General features: G+C 70.7%; 17 protein-coding genes. 5 read left to right on the top strand and 12 right to left on the bottom strand.

Annotation, left to right across the window (positions count from 1 at the left end; genetic code table 11):
- Positions 1-167 precede the first annotated feature (167 nt).
- The 3 genes from FHX33_RS02745 to FHX33_RS02735 are packed head-to-tail and all read right to left on the bottom strand — an operon-like array spanning position 168 to position 2,648.
- Positions 168-662, bottom strand: a complete 495-nt coding sequence (locus FHX33_RS02745) for a Cg1360 family ATP-synthase-associated protein (protein WP_021763445.1) — start codon at positions 660-662, stop codon at positions 168-170.
- Entirely contained in the window at positions 659-1,927 is a 1,269-nt protein-coding gene (locus tag FHX33_RS02740) for an MraY family glycosyltransferase (RefSeq protein WP_021763444.1), read from the bottom strand. Before FHX33_RS02740 ends, FHX33_RS02745 begins: the two co-directional genes overlap by 4 nt.
- A gap of 4 nt (positions 1,928-1,931) precedes the next feature.
- Positions 1,932-2,648, bottom strand: coding sequence for an L-threonylcarbamoyladenylate synthase (locus FHX33_RS02735; protein ID WP_039922575.1), 717 nt, complete (start codon positions 2,646-2,648; stop codon positions 1,932-1,934).
- A 64-nt stretch (positions 2,649-2,712) separates the two neighbouring features.
- Between FHX33_RS02735 and FHX33_RS02730 the strand changes: the two genes are divergently transcribed.
- Positions 2,713-3,345, top strand: a complete 633-nt coding sequence (locus FHX33_RS02730; RefSeq protein ID WP_021763442.1) for an HAD family hydrolase — start codon at positions 2,713-2,715, stop codon at positions 3,343-3,345.
- A gap of 3 nt (positions 3,346-3,348) precedes the next feature.
- Positions 3,349-3,960 (top strand): HAD-IA family hydrolase, encoded by a 612-nt coding sequence (locus FHX33_RS02725; protein WP_021763441.1) that lies wholly within the window; start codon positions 3,349-3,351, stop codon positions 3,958-3,960.
- A gap of 19 nt (positions 3,961-3,979) precedes the next feature.
- Here FHX33_RS02725 and FHX33_RS02720 read toward each other — a convergent pair whose 3' ends face one another.
- Together FHX33_RS02720 and FHX33_RS02715 are read right to left on the bottom strand one after the other, a co-directional pair.
- Positions 3,980-4,768 carry an ABC transporter permease gene (locus FHX33_RS02720; RefSeq protein WP_021763440.1) on the bottom strand — a complete coding sequence of 263 codons (789 nt, stop codon included), beginning with the start codon at positions 4,766-4,768 and terminating at the stop codon, positions 3,980-3,982.
- Positions 4,765-5,646, bottom strand: a complete 882-nt coding sequence (locus tag FHX33_RS02715) for a daunorubicin resistance protein DrrA family ABC transporter ATP-binding protein (RefSeq protein WP_021763439.1) — start codon at positions 5,644-5,646, stop codon at positions 4,765-4,767. Before FHX33_RS02715 ends, FHX33_RS02720 begins: the two co-directional genes overlap by 4 nt.
- 135 nt (positions 5,647-5,781) lie before the next feature.
- On the opposite strand from FHX33_RS02715, the gene FHX33_RS02710 reads away from it, so the two are divergent.
- Complete coding sequence (locus FHX33_RS02710) at positions 5,782-6,744, top strand: TetR/AcrR family transcriptional regulator C-terminal domain-containing protein (protein ID WP_183428135.1); 963 nt, start codon at positions 5,782-5,784, stop codon at positions 6,742-6,744.
- A 27-nt stretch (positions 6,745-6,771) separates the two neighbouring features.
- Here FHX33_RS02710 and prmC read toward each other — a convergent pair whose 3' ends face one another.
- On the bottom strand, positions 6,772-7,674 hold the full coding sequence (gene prmC / locus FHX33_RS02705; RefSeq protein ID WP_021761424.1) for a peptide chain release factor N(5)-glutamine methyltransferase: 903 nt from the start codon (positions 7,672-7,674) through the stop codon (positions 6,772-6,774).
- 124 nt (positions 7,675-7,798) lie between these two features.
- Between prmC and cysK the strand changes: the two genes are divergently transcribed.
- Together cysK and epsC are read left to right on the top strand one after the other, a co-directional pair.
- Positions 7,799-8,749, top strand: a complete 951-nt coding sequence (cysK, locus tag FHX33_RS02700) for a cysteine synthase A (protein ID WP_021761422.1) — start codon at positions 7,799-7,801, stop codon at positions 8,747-8,749.
- 17 nt (positions 8,750-8,766) lie between these two features.
- Positions 8,767-9,321: a serine O-acetyltransferase EpsC gene (gene epsC / locus FHX33_RS02695; RefSeq protein ID WP_021761420.1), complete on the top strand. Its 555-nt coding sequence runs from the start codon at positions 8,767-8,769 to the stop codon at positions 9,319-9,321.
- A 69-nt stretch (positions 9,322-9,390) separates the two neighbouring features.
- Here the strand turns inward: epsC and prfA are convergent, their stop codons facing one another.
- The 6 genes from prfA to lysA all read right to left on the bottom strand — a co-directional run bounded on the left by prfA (position 9,391) and on the right by lysA (position 17,849).
- A complete protein-coding gene (gene prfA, locus FHX33_RS02690; RefSeq protein WP_021761418.1) occupies positions 9,391-10,467 on the bottom strand; it encodes a peptide chain release factor 1 in 1,077 nt (358 codons plus the stop codon).
- Positions 10,468-10,570: 103 nt separating this feature from the next.
- Positions 10,571-12,769, bottom strand: a complete 2,199-nt coding sequence (gene rho / locus FHX33_RS02685) for a transcription termination factor Rho (RefSeq protein ID WP_183428134.1) — start codon at positions 12,767-12,769, stop codon at positions 10,571-10,573.
- Positions 12,770-13,010: 241 nt separating this feature from the next.
- Positions 13,011-13,973, bottom strand: a complete 963-nt coding sequence (thrB, locus tag FHX33_RS02680) for a homoserine kinase (protein ID WP_021763360.1) — start codon at positions 13,971-13,973, stop codon at positions 13,011-13,013.
- Complete coding sequence (gene thrC / locus FHX33_RS02675) at positions 13,970-15,073, bottom strand: threonine synthase (protein WP_021763361.1); 1,104 nt, start codon at positions 15,071-15,073, stop codon at positions 13,970-13,972. The genes thrB and thrC overlap by 4 nt, the downstream gene beginning before the upstream one ends.
- Positions 15,073-16,428, bottom strand: a complete 1,356-nt coding sequence (locus FHX33_RS02670; RefSeq protein WP_021763362.1) for a homoserine dehydrogenase — start codon at positions 16,426-16,428, stop codon at positions 15,073-15,075. Before FHX33_RS02670 ends, thrC begins: the two co-directional genes overlap by 1 nt.
- Positions 16,425-17,849 carry a diaminopimelate decarboxylase gene (gene lysA, locus FHX33_RS02665; protein ID WP_021763363.1) on the bottom strand — a complete coding sequence of 475 codons (1,425 nt, stop codon included), beginning with the start codon at positions 17,847-17,849 and terminating at the stop codon, positions 16,425-16,427. The genes FHX33_RS02670 and lysA overlap by 4 nt, the downstream gene beginning before the upstream one ends.
- Positions 17,850-17,932: the final 83 nt, after the last annotated feature.

The following is a 17,932-nucleotide window of genomic DNA, read 5'->3' as shown; positions in this document are numbered from 1 at the left end:
AGCTAACAGCGCTATCTCCTGTTTCGGGGCGTCGAGCTGAAAGCCCTCGCGACGACGAACAAGTGGACACCCGAAAAGATGCGCAAGTGGAGCAGGTGAGCGCGTTCGGGTGGGGGATCACTGACAACTCTACAAGAGTTTTCGCAGCGTAACGAATCGGATACGGCTCAGCGCTTCTCACCCGGCAGCGACACGTCGCTGACGTAGGGCACCCGCGACCGGAACACCACGATCATGTCCACCACGAGGGAGCCGATGACACCCGCGATGAGGCTCAGGAAGAGCACGGTCGGGTTGATCCACGGCTGATCGCGCAGCAGGATGGCGAGCACGAGGAACAGCACGAACTTGACGATCCAGCCGCCCAGCACGATCCCGAAGAACAGGCCGACGAAGAGGTCGGAGCCGATGAAGCGGTTGGCGATCAGGATGCTGAGCGCGGTGATGCTGAGGAAGACCGCGGCGATGACGGTGCCGATGAGGGCGCTCGTCACTCCGATCCACCCGGCGAAGATCCCGCCGAGGAGCGCACCGACGACGGCGATCACCAGCGCGAGGATGAGCCCGTACTTGAGGACGTCCTTGAGGACGGGCGTGGAGGTGGGCTGCGCGGGCGGGCCGGTCGGCTGGGGCGTGGGGGCGCCGTCCTGGGGGGCGGTCATCGTGACTCCTCGTGGGTGGGGGCGGGTGGCCCGACGGCCGGCGTCGGGTCGGAGTAGGGGTGCCGCTCGCTGGCGGCGTCGAGCTGGTCGTACCGGGCCGTCTCGGCGGCCTCCTCGGTGCCGGCAGGCGCGAGCTCGGCGGCCGCTTCGGTGAGCTTGCGACGGCTGAGCGGCGCGAGGGTGAACACGGTGCACACGACGAGGCCGATGGCGAGGAAGACGATCGCGATCCAGTACGGGTCGAAGAAGAAGAGGAGGGAGCCGATCGCGACGACCGCGGTCCACGCGTAGAAGATCAGCACGGCGTGCAGGTGCGAGTGCCCCATGTCGAGCAGCCGGTGGTGGAGGTGTTTGCGGTCGGCGCTGAACGGGGACTTCCCCGCTCGGAGGCGGCGGACGACCGCCAGCCCGAAATCGAGCAGCGGCACGATCAGCACCGCGAACGGCAGGATGATCGGGATGAACGCCGGCACGAGCGAGGACTTGCCGAGGGTCTGCAGCGTCTCCGGATTGATGGTCCCGGTCACCGAGATGGCCGACGTCGCCATCAGCAGACCGACCAGCAGCGCACCCGCATCGCCCATGAACATCTTCGCGGGGTGCCAGTTGAGCGGCAGGAACCCGGCGCAGGCGCCCACCAGGATGGCCGCGATCACGCCCGCCAGGCTGAAGTAGTTCTGCGGGCTGATCTCGCGCTGCAGCAGGTACGTGTAGATGAGGAACGTGCCGTTGGCGATCAGGGCGACGCCTGCGACCAGGCCGTCCAGGCCGTCGATGAAGTTGATCGCGTTCATCACCAGGACGATCGCGAACAGCGTGATGACAATGCTCATGATCGGCGAGCCGACGGTGAGGCCGCCGATCGGCAGCGACAGGATCTGCACCCCGCCCAGCCAGCCGATGAGTCCGGCCGCGACGAACTGGCCGGCCAGCTTGGTCATCCAGTCCAGGTCCCAGATGTCGTCGGCGACACCGATGACGACGATCAGGAGGCTGGCGCCGAGGATGGCCAGGATCGGCCCGCTGTCCGAGAAGATCAGCGACAGCACGCCGAACTGGCTCGAGAGCAGCCACGAGACGCCGAAGGCGACGATGATGCCCAGGAACATCGCGATCCCGCCGAGTCGCGGCGTCGGACGGGTGTGCACGTCGCGCTCGCGGATCTTGGGGTACAGCCGGTACTTGAGGCTCAGCTTGTAGACGACGAGCGACATCCCGAAGGTGATGACCGCCGAGATCAGCGCGAGGGCGAGGAGGAGGATCACGGGATCAGCTGTCCGTGGCGGTCTGCGCCGGCGCGTCGTCCGGCTCGAGGGCGTCGCCGACGACGTCGCGCAGCTGCTCGGCCGAGATGACGCCGTGGCGCAGGATGCGCAGCTTGCCGGCGCCCGAGGCGAGGGCGGTGGCGTCGACGATGGTCGACGAGGAGTCCTTGCCCTCGACGCGCTCGTAGGAGGCTCCCGCCTCTCCCCCGTCGAGGTAGACGGAGATCGAGTCGCCGAGCATGGCCTCCGCCTCCGCTGCGGTGCGGGCGGCGGGACGACCCGTCAGGTTGGCGGAGGAGACGGCGAGCGGCCCGGTCTCCGACAGGAGTTCGAGGGCGATCGTGTCCTGCGGCATGCGCAGGGCGACGGTGCCACGGGTCTCCCCCAGGTCCCAGACCAGGGAGGGGGCGGCGGGCAGGACGATGGTCAGCCCGCCCGGCCAGAAGGCCTTCACGAGGGCGTCGACCTCGGGCGGCACGGACTCCGCCAGCGCGGCAAGCGTCGGGATGCCGGGCACGAGCACGGGCGGCGGCGACTGACGGCCGCGGCCCTTCGCGTCGAGGAGCCGCTGCACCGCGGCGGGCGAGAACGCGTCGGCGGCGACGCCGTAGACCGTGTCGGTGGGGATGACGACGAGTTCGCCGCGTCCGATGGCCGAGCGGGCCAGACGCATGCCGGAGAGGAGCTCGGAGTCGACCGAGCAGTCGTAGATGGGTGCCATGACGGCACCCATGATAGTTGAGCCGCTGCAAGGTTCCCTGCGTTCACGGTCGATACTGGTACGGATGGACGTCTACTTCTTCGACTGCGACAAGACGCTCTACGACTACGACTTCCACCGGCGGCTCCCCCGGCTGGCCGAGCTGAGCGGCGTGAGTCAGTACCGATTGGCCTCCACCTGGTGGGCAGGAGGGCACGAGCGCGCCGCCGAGATCGGCGAGTACTCGACCAGCGAGGAGTACCTCGAGGCGTTTGCCGACGTGACGGGGGCGCGCCTCACCCTCCCCCAGTGGCAGGACGCCCGCAAGGCCGCCATGACCCCCATCCCCGGCTCGATCGCGGCTCTGCACGAGGCGGCGACGCTCGGCACGGTGTCGCTGCTGTCGAACAACCCCATCCCGTTCAAGGACTCGCTGCCGGTGCTCACGCCGGAGATCGTCGACGTGCTGCAGAACAACGACCTGGTCTCCGCCGTGCTCGGCGCGCGCAAGCCGGAACGGCGCATCTACACCCGCGCCCTCGGCCGGTTCGGCGTCGAGCCGCAGAACGCCATCCTCTTCGACGACTCCCTCCCGAACGTCGAGGGTGCTCGCGAAGCGGGGATGCACGCCCACCACTTCACCAAGCGGGAGGACGGCTCGTTCGACACGGACGCGCTGCTCGACGCCATCCACGCCTTCGCAGAGCGGGGGCACTGAGCGGTGCTGTTCGTCTTCGACATGGACAACGTGCTCTACGAGTACGACTGGCGGCGGCGCATGGCCGGGATGTCGCAGCTCACGGGGCTCAGCCTCGCCGAGCTGCGCGAACGGTGGTGGCATCGCGACGGCGAGTGGGCGGCGGAGGCCGGGGCTTTCGCCGACGAGGTGGAGTACCTGGACGCGCTCCGGGCGGCGCTGCGCGTCCCCGTGAGCGAAGAGGACTTCCTCCGCATCCGCGGCGACGCGATGACGCCCTGGCCGACCTCGCTGCGCGCTGTCGAACGCGCCCAGGATCTCGGCACGGCCACCCTCCTGACCAACAACGGCCCCCTCGTCGCCCGCCGGCTGACCCGCCTCGCCCCCGAGCTCGTCCCCATCCTCGGGGTCGAGCACCTGCGCGCCTCGTCCGACTACGGCGCGCGCAAGCCCGACCCGGTGGTGTACGAGCGCGTGCTCGAGCGGTACGGCGCGGAGCCCGGGGAGACGTTCTTCGCGGACGACATGGTGGAGAACGTGGAGTCGGCGGCCGCCCTGGGGATCCACGCGCACCTCTTCCGCACGCCGGACGGCCTGCTCGACGCGGTCGAGCAGGCCGGCGAGCTGGTCGCCTGATCCCTCGGAGTCTCCCGGCTCAGCGCCGCCCCGCCTTGCGCCGGAACAGCCACGCCGCCCAGACGTAGGCGCCCGCGATGATGAGTGCGCACCACCCCAGCGCCCACCACAGTTCCGAGCCCGGGTCGTCGCCGAACAGGAACGCACGGATCGTCTCGATGATCGGCGTGATCGGCTGGTTCTGCGCGATCCACTGCAGCCACTGGGGCATCGTGTCGGTCGGGACGAACGCGCTCGACAGGTACGGCAGGAAGAGCAGCGCGAACCCGTAACCGGAGGCGGACGTCGGGTTCTTCGCGGCGATACCGATCCCGGCGTAGAGCCAGGTGATCGCGAGGATGAAGAGGGCGACGACGGCGAGCGCCGCGACCCACTCGAGCACGTTCGCCGTCGGCCGGAACCCGACCAGGAGCGCGACCGCGATCACGACGCCGGTCGCGACGAGGTTGCGCAGCAGACTCGCCACGACGTGCCCGGTGACCACACCCCGGGAGCGGAGCGGCATGGTCCGGAAGCGGTCGACGATGCCGTCGCTCATGTCCTGCGCGATGTCGACGGCGGTGCTCGACGCCCCGAAGCCGGCGCACAGCAGGATGATGCCGGGGACGACGTAGTCGACGTAGCCTCCGCCGCTGTCGAGCGCGCCGCCGAAGACGAACGTGAAGAGCAGCATGAGCATCACCGGCAGGACGATCGCCATGGTGAGGGCCTCAACGTTGCGCAGCGAATGGCGGATGCTGCGCCCGATGAAGACGAGGGTGCTCGTCAGCGGGGTGACGGTGGTGCGGGTGGGTGCGAGGGCGGTCATCGCACGGCCTCCTTCTGGTTGGTGAGGGCGAGGAAGGCGTCGTCGAGGCTCGGCTTGCGGATGCCGATGGACGCGCCGGGGAGTGCGAGGTCGTCGAGCTCCTCGATCGCGGCGCGCAGGCCGTCGACCGTGCCGTCCGTCGGCAGCTCGCGGAGCACCTCGTCGTCGGGACCGCGCAGCTCGACGACCTCGCCGCCGACCAGCGCCTTGAGTTCCGCGGCGGTCCCCTCGGCCACGATGACGCCGTGGTCGAGCACCGCGATCCGGTCGGCCAGGTGGTCGGCCTCCTCCAGATACTGCGTGGTGAGGAGGATGGTCGTGCCGGCGCGGGCGAGGCCGTCGATGATGTCCCACAGCGCCTGGCGGCTGCGGGTGTCGAGGCCGGTGGTGGGTTCGTCGAGGAAGATCACCGGGGGTGTCGCGACCAGGCTCAGAGCCAGGTCGAGCCGGCGGCGCATCCCGCCCGAGTAGGTCGCCACGCGCTTGCGCGCCGCGCCTGTCAGGTCGAAGCTCTCGAGCAGTTCGCTCGCGCGTCGCCGCGCCCCCGTCGCCGAGAACCCGGAGAGGCGCGCCATCATGCGCAGGTTCTCCTCCCCCGTCAGCACCCCGTCCACGGCCGCGGACTGGCCGGTCAGACTGATCGACTCCTTCACACCCTCCCGGTCGGCGACGACGTCGTGCCCGCAGACGGTGGCGACTCCTCCGTCCGGGTCGACGAGCGTGGACAGGATGGAGATGAGCGTGGTCTTGCCCGCTCCGTTCGGGCCGAGCAGGGCGAAGACGCTGCCCGCCTCCACCCGCAGGTCGATGCCGTCGAGGACGGTCTGCGTGCCGAAGGACTTGCGCAGCCCCTCGACCTCGATCGCCGCTGTCGTCATGATGCTCCCTTTCTGTGTATCAACCAAACTGTTTATGCTGCATACGATTTCGTTTAAGTGATACACAGTTCTAGGATGGATGTCAACGACCGATCCCGGATCCCTCCCGGACCGGCTGCGAGGAAGGCGGAGCAGATGCCCGATGCCGTCGAGGATGCGCTCCCCCGCGCCGTCGCCCTGAGCTGGGGTGTCGCCGAACGACCGCAACGCGGCCCCAAGCGCGAGTTGAGCATCGAGCGCATCGTGGAGACCGCGATCGCGATCGCCGACGCCGACGGCCTCGGCGCCGTGTCGATGAGCAGGATCGCCGGCGACCTCGGGTTCACGACCATGTCGCTCTACCGCTACGTCACCAGCAAGGACGATGTGCTCGCCCTGATGCAGGACACCGTCTGCGACGTCCCGATCCCTCCGGAGCCCGACCCGGACGCGTCACGGGATTGGCGTCAGGGCCTCCGGGAGTGGGCGATCGCGAGCATCCACATCATCGAGGCGCACCCGTGGTTCCCGGACATCCCGATCACCGGCGCCCCGATGATGCCCAACAACCTCGCCGTGCTCGACTGGGGTCTGCGCGAGATGCGGGGGTTGCCGCTCGCGGACGCCGAGAAGATGTCCGTCGCTCTCCTGCTGTCGTCGTACGCCCGGGCCGTCGGCATCGTGGAGCGGGACCTGCGGCTGTCCCGCCGCGACGACGCTCCCCCGCAGAACGGCGAGGCCTTCGCCGCCGCCCTCGGCGAATTGGTCACGCCGGAGCGGTTCCCCGATCTCGCACCGCTCATCCGCTCGGGCGCGTACACGGAGGACGGCGAGGACGGCCAGGATGACTTCGCGTTCGGCCTCGAGCGGATCCTGGACGGCATCGAGCGCTACGTCGCCGCGCGCGCGTCCGGCGAGCCGATCACCGCCGCCGAGCCGCGCCCCGAGGAGATCCCGAACGACAAGGCGGTCCGGGAGGCGACCAAGCTGCGCCGCGAGGCCGAGAAGGCGCTGCGGGAGGCGCGCAAGCGGGAGCGGGAGGCCATCGAGCGGGCCCGCGAGCGTGCGCAGCGCGAAGCCGAGAAGGCGGCCAGGGAGGCCGAGCGGCGCGGACGCTGAGCGCCGACGCGGAGCTGAACCGCGGTCTCAGCGCAGCGCGATCGTCGCCCGGTCGCGCGTGGTCAGGTCGCGATGCGTCGCGGCCGCCCGCCAGCCGTCGGCGGTGAGGAGCGCCCGGATGGCGGCGCCCTGCAGCTCACCGTGCTCCAGCACCAGGGTGCCGCCGGGGTGGAGCAGCCGCTGGGCCACGCGGGAGATCACTCGCACGACATCCAGGCCGTCCTCCCCGCCGTAAAGAGCGGCCGCCGGATCGAACAGCCGCACCTCCGGGTCGCGCGGGATGGCCGCATCCGGCACGTAGGGCGGGTTGGAGATGACGACGTCCACCGTGCCGTCGAGCTCGGGCAGGGCGTCGGCCAGATCGATGAACACCGGTCGGATGTTCGTCGCGCCCGTCTCGTCGACGTTGCGCCGCGTCCAGATGAACGCCTCGGGCGAGTTCTCGACGGCGAACACGCGCGCGTGCGGCACCTCCGTCGCGAGGGCGAGCGCGATCGCGCCGCTCCCCGTGCCGAGGTCGACGGCGATCGGCTCGGCCGAGGGCACGGAACGCAGCGCGTCGATCGCGAACTGCGCCACCTGCTCGGTCTCGGGGCGCGGCACGAAGACGCCGGGGCCGACGGCGAGCTCCAGTGAACGGAACGCCGCACGTCCGGTGATGTGCTGCAGCGGCTCCCGGGCGGCACGACGCTCGGTCAGCTCCCGGACGCGCTCGGCCTCCTGCACCTCCACGGACGAACCCATCACGGTGAGGGCCTGCACCCGCCCCCGGCTCACCCCGAGCACGTGGCCGACGAGCAGCTCGGCGTCGACCTCCGGGTCGGGCACACCTGCGGCGGCGAGCACCGTCACAGTGCGTTCGAGCAGGGAGCGGACGGTGGGCGCCGCGGACGCGTCCGGGCGGTCGGCGGCAGGGGTCTCGGGAGGCATGGCCCACCGAGCCTATCCTCATCGGCGACCGCCCATCCCGCGCCGTCACAGTGGTCCCGGCGACAGCGACGCGGATTAGAGTGGGACACGCTCCCCGTCCACTCTCCGCCACGAGGAAGAGGCCATGTCAGAACAGGTCAAGGGTCACATCTACGCCGACGTCACCGAGACGGTCGGCCGCACGCCGCTCGTCCGGCTCAACCGGCTCGCCGAGGGCACCGGCGCCACCGTGCTCGTCAAGCTCGAATTCGACAATCCGGCCGGCAGCGTCAAGGACCGCATCGGCGTCGCGATCATCGACGCCGCCGAGAAGGCCGGCGCGCTCCGCCCCGGCGGCACGATCGTCGAGGGCACCAGCGGCAACACCGGCATCGCGCTCGCGATGGTCGGCGCGGCCCGCGGCTACAAGGTGATCCTCACCATGCCCGAGACGATGAGCAAGGAGCGCCGCGTGCTCCTGCGCGCGTTCGGCGCCGAGATCGTCCTCACCCCCGGCCCGGACGGCATGCGCGGCGCAGTCGAGAAGGCGCAGGAGATCGTCGCCTCCTCCGACAACGCCATCTGGGCGCAGCAGTTCGCCAACGAGGCGAACCCCGCCATCCACCGCGCCACCACCGCGGAGGAGATCTGGGCCGACACGGCTGGCGAGGTCGACGTCTTCGTCGCCGGCGTCGGCACCGGCGGCACGGTCACCGGCGTCGGCCAGGTGCTCAAGGAGCGCAAGCCCGACGTGAAGGTGGTCGCCGTCGAGCCGCTCGACTCCCCCATCCTGAACGGCGGCAAGCCCGGCCCGCACAAGATCCAGGGCATCGGCGCCAACTTCGTCCCCGAGATCCTCGATACCACCGTCTACGACGAGGTCGCGGACGTCTCGTTCGACGACGCGATCGAGGTGGCCAAGAAGCTCGCGAGCCAGGAGGGCATCCTCGCCGGCATCTCGTCCGGTGCGATCGTCTGGGCCGCACTGGAGCAGGCGAAGCGCCCCGAGAACGCGGGCAAGACCATCGTCGCCATCGTCTGCGACACCGGCGAGCGGTACATCTCCACGCCGCTGTGGGCGGACCTGCAGGACTGACGTTGCCCTTCGGACGCATGCGGGAGGACATCCGCAACGCACGCCGGCACGACCCGGCCGCACGGAACACCACCGAGGTCGCACTGGCGTACTCGGGGCTCCACGCGGTCTGGGCGTACCGGGTCGCGCACCGGATGTGGCGGGGCGGGCTGCGGACGCCCGCCCGCCTCCTCTCGCAGGCCGCCCGGTTCCTCACCGGGATCGAGATCCACCCCGGCGCGCACATCGGCCGCCGGTTCTTCATCGACCACGGGATGGGCGTCGTCATCGGCGAGACCACCTGGATCGGCGACGACGTGATGATCTACCACGGCGTCACGCTCGGCGGTCGCGGGAGCGGGCACGGCAAGCGGCACCCCACCATCCACGACGGCGTGATCGTCGGAGCGGGCGCGAAGGTGCTCGGCGCCATCACGATCGGCGAGCGCACGGTGATCGGCGCGAACGCGGTCGTCACGAAGGACGCCGAGCCGGACTCGGTGCTCACCGGCGTCCCCGCTCGCGCTCGTCCGCGCTCGGGCCACGAGCAGATCGCCGGCGACGACTGGCTCGACCCCGCCCTCTACATCTGACGAACCGCCGAGTACGCAGATTCTCTGCGTGCTCGCCGGTTTCAGCCGGAGTTTCTGCGTACTCGGCGGTTACTCGTTGCCGAGGTCGGCGAGGCGCGCCTCTTCGTCGGCGAGGATGTTCGACTCGATGACGGGCTCGAGCGCGCCGTTCATAACGGCGTCGAGGTTGTACGCCTTGTAGCCGGTGCGGTGGTCCGCGATGCGGTTCTCGGGGAAGTTGTACGTGCGGATGCGCTCCGAGCGGTCCATCGTGCGGATCTGCCCCTTGCGGAACTCCGCGGCCTCGGCGTCCGCCTCCTCCTGCTGCTTCGCGAGCAGGCGGGCGCGCAGCACGCGCATCGCCGCCTCGCGGTTCTGCAGCTGGCTCTTCTCGTTCTGCATCGAGACGACGATCCCGGTCGGCACGTGCGTGATCCGCACCGCGGAGTCGGTCGTGTTGACCGACTGGCCGCCGGGGCCCGACGACCGGAACACGTCGATCTTGAGGTCGTTCGGGTTGATGTCGACCTCCTCCGGCTCATCCACCTCGGGGAACACCAGCACGCCCGCGGCGGAGGTGTGGATGCGCCCCTGCGACTCGGTCGCCGGCACGCGCTGCACGCGGTGCACGCCGCCCTCGTACTTCAGGTGCGCCCACACGCCCTCGGCCGGGTCGCTGGACGAACCCTTGAACGCCACCTGGACATCCTTGATGCCGCCCAGGTCGCTCGAGGTCTGCTCGATGATCTCGGCCTTCCACCGCTTGGAGTCGGCGTAGTGCAGGTACATCCGCAGCAGGTCGCCGGCGAAGAGCGCGGACTCCGCGCCGCCCTCGCCCATCTTGATCTCCATGATCACGTCGCGGCTGTCGTTGGGGTCGCGCGGGATGAGCAGACGGCGCAGCTTCTCCCCCGTCTCCTCCACGGACTGCTCGAGGCCGGGGATCTCCTCGGCGAACGCGGCGTCCTCCGCGGCCAGCTCGCGTGCGGCCTCCAGATCGTCCGAGAGCTGCTTCCACTCGTTGTACGAGGCGACGATGCGCGAGAGCTCGGCGTAGCGGCGGTTCACCTTCTTGGAGCGGGCCGGGTCGCTGTGCAGCTCCGGGTCGGAGAGCTGCTGCTGGAGGTCGTCGTGCTCGGCGATGAGGCTGTTCACGGATTCGAACATGGGGACTGCTTTCTCGCGGGTGGGATCCCGGACCGTCGAGGTCCGGGAACGGAAAAGTGCCCGCCCGGCACGCGCGCGGCGTGACGGACGGGCACTCTCTCAGCTAGCGGTGGTCGTTCTCGTGACCGTGCGAGTGGGCGGTGCCGTGGCCGTTGGTCGGCTGCGGCATCGACTTCTGCACCTGCATCAGGAACTCGACGTTGCTCGAGGTCTCCTTGAGGCGGCCGAGGACCATCTCGAGGGCCTGCTGCTGGTCGAGCCCGGCGAGGGCGCGGCGCAGCTTCCAGGTGACCTTGACCTCGTCCTGCGCCATCAGCATCTCCTCGCGGCGGGTGCCGGAGGCGTTGACGTCGACCGCGGGGAAGATGCGCTTGTCGGCCAGCTGGCGCGACAGGCGGAGCTCCATGTTGCCGGTGCCCTTGAACTCCTCGAAGATCACCTCGTCCATCTTGGAGCCGGTCTCGACCAGCGCCGAGGCGAGGATGGTCAGCGAGCCGCCGTGCTCGATGTTGCGGGCGGCGCCGAAGAAGCGCTTCGGCGGGTACAGCGCCGCCGCGTCCACGCCGCCGGACAGGATGCGCCCCGACGCCGGAGCGGTCAGGTTGTACGCGCGGCCCAGGCGGGTGATGGAGTCGAGCAGCACGACCACGTCGTGGCCCAGCTCCACCAGGCGCTTGGCACGCTCGATGGCGAGCTCGGCGACGGTGGTGTGGTCCTCGGCGGGGCGGTCGAAGGTGGAGGCGATGACCTCGCCCTTCACCGTGCGCTGCATGTCGGTGACCTCTTCGGGACGCTCGTCCACCAGGACGACCATGAGGTGCACCTCAGGGTTGTTCGTGGTGATCGCGTTGGCGATCTGCTGCATCACGATGGTCTTGCCGGCCTTCGGGGGCGCGACGATGAGACCGCGCTGGCCCTTGCCGATCGGGGCGACCAGGTCGATGATCCGCTGGGTGACCTTGGTGGGCTCGGTCTCCAGACGCAGGCGCTCCTGCGGGTAGAGCGGGGTCAGCTTGCCGAACTCGACGCGGCTGGCCGCCTCCTCCACCGTCTGGCCGTTGATGGAGTCGACCTTCACCAGCGCGTTGTACTTCTGGCGGCTGTTGTTCTCGCCCTCGCGCGGCTGGCGGATGGCGCCGACCACGGCGTCGCCCTTGCGCAGGTTGTACTTCTTGACCTGGCCGAGGGAGACGTAGACGTCGCTCGCACCCGGGAGGTACCCGGTCGTGCGGACGAACGCGTAGTTGTCGAGCACGTCCAGGATGCCCGCGACGGGCAGCAGCACGTCGTCGTCGGCGAGCTCGGGCTCGAACTCGTCGCCGGGGCCGCCGCGGCGCTTGCGGTTGCGGTCGCGGTAACGGCCGGAGCGCTCGCCCTCGGCGTCCAGCTGCTGCTGGCCGCGGTTCTGCTGGCGGTCGCCCTGCTGGCGGTCGCCCTGCTTCTGCTCGTCGCCGCCCTGGAGGTCCTTGGGCTGACCCTGCTGACGGTCGCCCTGGTTGGCCTGGTTGCCCTGGCCGTTCTGGTTCTGACCGTTCTGGCCCTGGCCGTTCTGGTTCTGGCCGTTCTTGTTGCGGTTGCGGTTGCGGCGGCCCGAGCGGGACTGCTGCTCGCCCTCGGCCGGCTGCGCGTCGCCCTGGTCGGCGGGAGCGGTCTGCGCGGCCTCGGCCTCACGGCCCTGCTCGGCCGGCTGCTGCAGCTGCTCGCCGTTCTGCTCCTGCTGGGCGCCCTGGCCACGGCCACGGCGACGGCGTCCGCCGCCCTGGCCGTCGCGCTGCGCCTGCTCGCGCGAGGCGAGGGCGGAGTCGAGGAGGGCGTCGACGTCCGGGATGAGCGACTCGACACCGGTCTCGCCGGAGTTGACGTGTCCGGCGGCGTTCAGGCTCGTGCCGTCCGGGCTGGAGGCGCGACGCGAGCCGCGACGACGCGGCTCCTGCGCCTGCTGACCGGCGGGCGCGGCGTCCGCGGCGGCGGTCTGGGAGGCGGGCTCGACCGACTCGGCGGCGGCCGGCTCCGCGATGAGCGGCTCGATGAGCACCTGGGAGGCGGCGGTCGCGTGGTCGGCGGCCGGCTGCTGGGCGGGCACGGTCTCCGCGACCACCTCGACCGGGGCGGCGGACTCGACCGCGACCTCCGGCAGGGTGGCGGCGCGGGCGGCCGCGATCGCCTCGACGAGCTCGCCCTTGCGAAGCTTGCTTGCGCCCTGGAGGCCGAGCTGGGAGGCGAGAGCCTGGAGCTCCGCCACCTTGAGCGAGGTCAGGTCGCTGGTATCCACGCCCCCGGCGTGGAGTTCGACATCAGTCACTGAAGAGGATTCCTTTCCCCCGACGCGCTCTCTGCGCGTCGCTGTGGAGCACTCGTCACATGAACTGCCTTGACCGAGCGGCGTTCTGATCCGCGCTACGGTGCGCCCCGGACATCCGGGCACGCAGGCAGGAATGACGGCATGATTGCTATGAGATCACCCGGAAGCTGAATTCGCTCGTGAGGCGGGTTCTTCACGGGTGCACGCACAGTTTACCACCTCGCCCCCAGCGTTTTTGACGCTAGGCGGCGGGCGTGTCCGCGCTCTCGACGGCGAGCGGGGTGACCGTCGCGCCCTTGAAATCGACCGCCAGCATCAGCGGCTGCCAATCGGTCTCGGCTTCGCTCGCCACGAGCTCCGCGGCGGCGAGCCGCTGGCTCGGGTCGCTGCAGAGCACAAGGATCGAGGGGCCGGCACCGGAGACGACCGCCGCGAAGCCGCGCGCACGCAGCAGCGTGATGAGACGGTTGGTCTCGGGCATCGCCGACGCGCGGTAGCTCTGGTGGAGCTTGTCCTCGGTGGCGGCGTGCAGCAGCTCGGGGCTCTGGATGAGAGCGGCGACGAGCAGGGCGGAGCGGGAGACGTTGAAGACGGCGTCCTCGTGCGGCACGGACTCCGGCTGGAGGCTGCGGGCCAGAGCCGTCGACATGACGTGCGAGGGGACGAGGACGAGCGGAGAGACGCCGCGGTGCACGATCAGCTTCTTGAACTGCGGCCCCTCGGGGGTGACCCACGCGATGGTCAGGCCGCCGAAGAGGGCGGGCGCGACGTTGTCGGGGTGTCCCTCCATGTCGTTCGCCAGCGCGAGCAGGCTCTGCGCGTCGAACTCGACGACGCCCTCGAGCAGGCCCTTGGCCGCCATGATGCCGGACACGATCGCGGCGCCGGAGGAGCCCATCCCCCGGCCGTGCGGGATGCTGTTGCGCGCGACCAGCGAGAGTCCGGGCAGCGGGTGGCCGACCGACTCGAAGGTGTGCGCGATGGCGCGGACGACCAGGTTGGTCTCGTCGGTCGGCACCTCGCCGGCGCCGACGCCGATGACATCGACCGTCGCGCCCGGCTCGTCGCGGACCGAGACCTGCAGCTCGTCGTAGAGGGCCAGCGCCAGGCCGAGGGTGTCGAACCCGGGGCCGAGGTTGGCGCTGGTCGCGGGGACCTTGACCTGGACGGAGCGGCCGCGCAGCGCGCCGGCCGAGAACGTCACGCCGTCACCCCGCTCGGGACGAGGCCGAGCACCTCGGCGATGGTCGCGGTGTCGATCGGGACGACCGTCGGATGCACGTCGGAGCCGTCCGCGGTGCGGAGGGCCCACTGCGGGTCCTTCAGTCCGTGTCCGGTGACGGTGAGGACGACCGTCGCGCCGGCCGGGATCACGCCGGCCTCGGCGCGCTCGAGCAGGCCGGCGACGCTGATCGCGGACGCCGGCTCGACGAAGATGCCGACCTCGGACGACAGGATGCGGTGCGCCTCGAGGATCTTCGCGTCGTCGATCGCTCCGAAGTAGCCGTCGCTGTCGTCGCGGGCGTTGAGCGCGAGCTCCCACGAGGCGGGATTGCCGATGCGGATCGCGGTGGCGATGGTGTCCGGGTCCGCGACGGGGTGGCCGAGCACGATCGGGGCGCTGCCGGCCGCCTGGAAGCCGAACATCCGGGGCAGCTTCGTGGTCTCGCCGCGCTGCAGCTCCTCGGTGTACCCGCGGTGGTGGGCGGTGTAGTTGCCGGCGTTGCCGACGGGGACGATGTGGAAGTCCGGCGCGTCACCGAGCGTCTCGACGATCTCGAACGCGGCCGTCTTCTGGCCCTCGATGCGGTCGGGGTTCACCGAGTTGACGAGGTGCACCGGGTAGTTCGTCGCGAGTTCGCGCGCGATGTCGAGGCAGTCGTCGAAGTTGCCCTGCACCTGCAGCAGCTGCGCGTTGTGGGCGATGGCCTGGCTGAGCTTGCCCATCGCGATCTTGCCCTCCGGCACGAGGACGACGGCCTGGATGCCGGCGTGCGTCGCGTAGGCGGCGGCCGAGGCGGAGGTGTTGCCGGTGGAGGCGCAGATCACGGCCTTCGCGCCGTGCTCGACCGCCTTCGAGATGGCCATGGTCATGCCGCGGTCCTTGAAGGAGCCGGTCGGGTTCATGCCCTCGAACTTGACGTAGACGTCCGCACCGGTCCTGGCCGAGAGCGCAGCGGCCGGGATGAGCGGCGTGCCGCCCTCGCCGAGCGTCACGATCGGGGTCGCCTCCGAGATGTTCAGGCGGTCCGCGTACTCGCGCAGGACGCCACGCCACTGACGGCTGTAGGACTTCTCGGGCATTACGATCCTTCGACTCGGAGAACGGAAGAGATGGCGGTCACGACATCGCTGGCCGCGAGCGCCTCCACGGTCGCCGCCAGAGCGGCCTCCTCGGCCTCGTGGGTACCGATGACCAGGGTAGCGGTGGGCGCGCCCGCGCCGTGAATCGCAGCGTTACCCGAGATGACGACGGCTCCCGTCGTGCTCGGCACCGACTGCTGCATGGTCTCGACGCTGACCCCGCCGTCGCTCAGGATGCGCGCGACCGACGCGAGCACGCCCGGCTGGTCGGTCACATCGAGCGTGATCTGGTAGCGGGTCACCACGCGGCCGATGTCGAGCACGGGGAGGTCGGCGTGCGTGGACTCCGCGACGCCGGGGCCCCCGACGACGTGACGGCGGGCGGCAGAGACGACGTCGCCGAGCACGGCGGAGGCCGTCTCGACGCCGCCGGCGCCTGCACCGTAGAACATGAGGTCGCCCGCGGCGCCCGCCTGCACGAAGACGGCGTTGTGCGCGCCGTGCACGGCGGCCAGCGGGTGGTGCCGGTCGATCAGGGCCGGGTAGACGCGGGCCGAGACGCCCTCCTCCCCCGTCTCCGGATCGGTCATGCGCTCGCAGATCGCGAGGAGTTTGATGACGGCGCCGGCCTCGCGGGCGGCATCCACCTGCGAGGTGGTGATGCCGGTGATGCCCTCGCGGTAGACCCGGTCGAGCGGGACGGTGGTGTGGAACGCGAGACTGGCGAGGATCGCCGCCTTCTGGGCCGCGTCGTAGCCGCCGATGTCGGCGGTCGGATCGGCCTCGGCGTAGCCGCGCTCGGTCGCGGTCGCGAGGGCGTCCTGCAGGCTCTCGCCGTTGACGTCCATCCGGTCGAGGATGAAGTTCGTCGTGCCGTTGACGATGCCCAGGATGCGGTTGACGCGGTCACCGGCCAGGCTGTCGCGCAGCGGCCGGATGATCGGGATGGCACCAGCGACGGCGGCCTCGTAGTAGAGCTGTGCGCCGACCTGCTCGGCGGCCTCGAACAGCTCCGGGCCGTGGGTGGCCAGCAGGGCCTTGTTGGCGGTGATGACGTCGGCGCCGGAGTTGAGCGCCTCCAGCACGTAGCCGCGCGCCGGCTCGATGCCGCCCATCAGCTCCACGACGATGTCCGCGCCCAGGATGAGCGAGCTCGCGTCGGTGGTGAACAGCTCTCGCGGCAGGTCGACGTCGCGCGGGGCGTCGACGTCGCGGACGGCGATGCCGACGAGCTCGAGCTTCGCGCCGACGCGCGAGGCGAACTCGTCGCCCTGCTCCAGCAGCAGGCGCGCCACCTGCGACCCGACGGACCCGGCCCCGAGCAGGGCGACGCGGAGGTTGCGGTACTCGATCATCGGTTGACTCCTTCACCGGCGGTGCCGTCGTACGCGGCATCGCGCGACAGCAGATCCGCCTCGGTCTCGCCGCGCACGATCACGCGGGCGTCGCCGTCGCGCACCGCGATCGCGGGCGGACGGCCGAGATAGTTGTAGTTGCTCGCCAGGGACCAGCAGTAGGCGCCGGTGGCGGGGACGGCGAGCAGGTCGCCGGGCCGCACGTCGGCGGGGAGGTATTCGGCGTCCACGACGATGTCACCGCTCTCGCAGTGCTTGCCCGCGACGCGGACGAGCGCGGGGGCGGCGTCCGAGACGCGGCCGGCGAGGCGAGCCGAGTAGTCCGCGCCGTAGAGCGCGGGGCGGGCGTTGTCGCTCATCCCTCCGTCGACGCTCACGTAGCGGCGGACCGCGGTCTCGCCGTCGTCCTCGGCCGCGACGAGTACGTCCTTGGTCGTGCCGACCGTGTAGAGGGTGAGGCCGGCGGTGCCGATGATCGACCGGCCCGGCTCGAACGCGACGACGGGCGTCGGGATCTCGAGCTCGGCGCATCCCGCAGCGACCGTCTCCGCGATGCGGCGGGCGAGGTCGCCGATCGGCGCGGGGTCGTCGACGGACGTGTAGGCGATGCCGAAGCCGCCGCCGAGGTTGAGCTCGGGGACGTCGCCGCCCGCGAGGAGGTCGCGGTGCACGGCGAGCAGCCGGGCGGCGGACTCGACGAACCCGTCGGCGCCGAAGATCTGCGAGCCGATGTGGCAGTGGAGGCCGAGGAAGTGCAGGTCCGCGTGCGAGCGGATGCGCGCCACGGCGTCGGCCGCGTCGCCGAGGGCGATGCCGAACTTCTGGTCCTCGTGGGCCGTGGCCAGGAACGCGTGCGTGTGGGCGTGGACACCGCTGTTCACGCGGAGCCGCACGCTCTGCACGCGACCGTGCCGCTCGGCGGCCTCGGCCACGCGATCGATCTCCTGGAGGCTGTCGATGATGATCGCGCCGATGCCGACGGAGACGGCGCGGTCGATCTCGGCGGCCGACTTGTTGTTGCCGTGGAAGCCGAGCCGCTCGGGGTCGACGCCCGCCGCCAGCGCCACGGCGAGCTCGCCGCCGGAGCAGATGTCGATGTTCAGGCCGGCCTCGGCCATCCAGCGCGCGACCTCGATGGAGAGGAACGCCTTGCCCGCGTAGTAGACCTTGGCGGCGGTGCCGACCTCGGCGAAGGCGGTCTGCAGCGCGTCGCGCACCTCGGCGGCGCGCTCCTGCGCCTCCCGCTCGTCGACGACGTAGAGCGGGGTGCCGAAGCGGGCGGCCAGGTCGGACGCGCGCACGCCTCCGACGGTGATCTCACCGTCGTCGCGCACGACCGTGCGGGACCAGAGACCGGGGACGAGCGCGTTGGCATCGTCCGGAACGTGCAGCCACGGGGGTGCGAGGGGATTCGGAGCCATAGGGAGAACCTCACGGGAACGACGAGTGGGAGTCTCTCAGGCGAGCGGACCCGGATTGGCCCCTGAAGCCGGTGGAGAAGTAC

The organism is Leifsonia aquatica, from assembly GCF_014190775.1.
Taxonomy (GTDB): domain Bacteria; phylum Actinomycetota; class Actinomycetes; order Actinomycetales; family Microbacteriaceae; genus Leifsonia; species Leifsonia aquatica.
Note: the sequence above shows the minus strand (reverse complement) of the source record. Positions and strands in the feature narration are given on the sequence as shown.

Coding starts and splice junctions, on each gene's coding strand:
- FHX33_RS02745 (WP_021763445.1), bottom strand. CDS start 662: ATGACCGCCCCCCAGGACGGCGCCCCCACGCCCCAGCCGACCGGCCCG.
- FHX33_RS02735 (WP_039922575.1), bottom strand. CDS start 2,648: ATGGCACCCATCTACGACTGCTCGGTCGACTCCGAGCTCCTCTCCGGC.
- FHX33_RS02730 (WP_021763442.1), top strand. CDS start 2,713: ATGGACGTCTACTTCTTCGACTGCGACAAGACGCTCTACGACTACGAC.
- FHX33_RS02720 (WP_021763440.1), bottom strand. CDS start 4,768: ATGACCGCCCTCGCACCCACCCGCACCACCGTCACCCCGCTGACGAGC.
- FHX33_RS02715 (WP_021763439.1), bottom strand. CDS start 5,646: ATGACGACAGCGGCGATCGAGGTCGAGGGGCTGCGCAAGTCCTTCGGC.
- FHX33_RS02710 (WP_183428135.1), top strand. CDS start 5,782: ATGCCCGATGCCGTCGAGGATGCGCTCCCCCGCGCCGTCGCCCTGAGC.
- prmC (WP_021761424.1), bottom strand. CDS start 7,674: ATGCCTCCCGAGACCCCTGCCGCCGACCGCCCGGACGCGTCCGCGGCG.
- cysK (WP_021761422.1), top strand. CDS start 7,799: ATGTCAGAACAGGTCAAGGGTCACATCTACGCCGACGTCACCGAGACG.
- epsC (WP_021761420.1), top strand. CDS start 8,767: ATGCGGGAGGACATCCGCAACGCACGCCGGCACGACCCGGCCGCACGG.
- prfA (WP_021761418.1), bottom strand. CDS start 10,467: ATGTTCGAATCCGTGAACAGCCTCATCGCCGAGCACGACGACCTCCAG.
- thrC (WP_021763361.1), bottom strand. CDS start 15,073: ATGCCCGAGAAGTCCTACAGCCGTCAGTGGCGTGGCGTCCTGCGCGAG.
- FHX33_RS02670 (WP_021763362.1), bottom strand. CDS start 16,428: ATGATCGAGTACCGCAACCTCCGCGTCGCCCTGCTCGGGGCCGGGTCC.
- lysA (WP_021763363.1), bottom strand. CDS start 17,849: ATGGCTCCGAATCCCCTCGCACCCCCGTGGCTGCACGTTCCGGACGAT.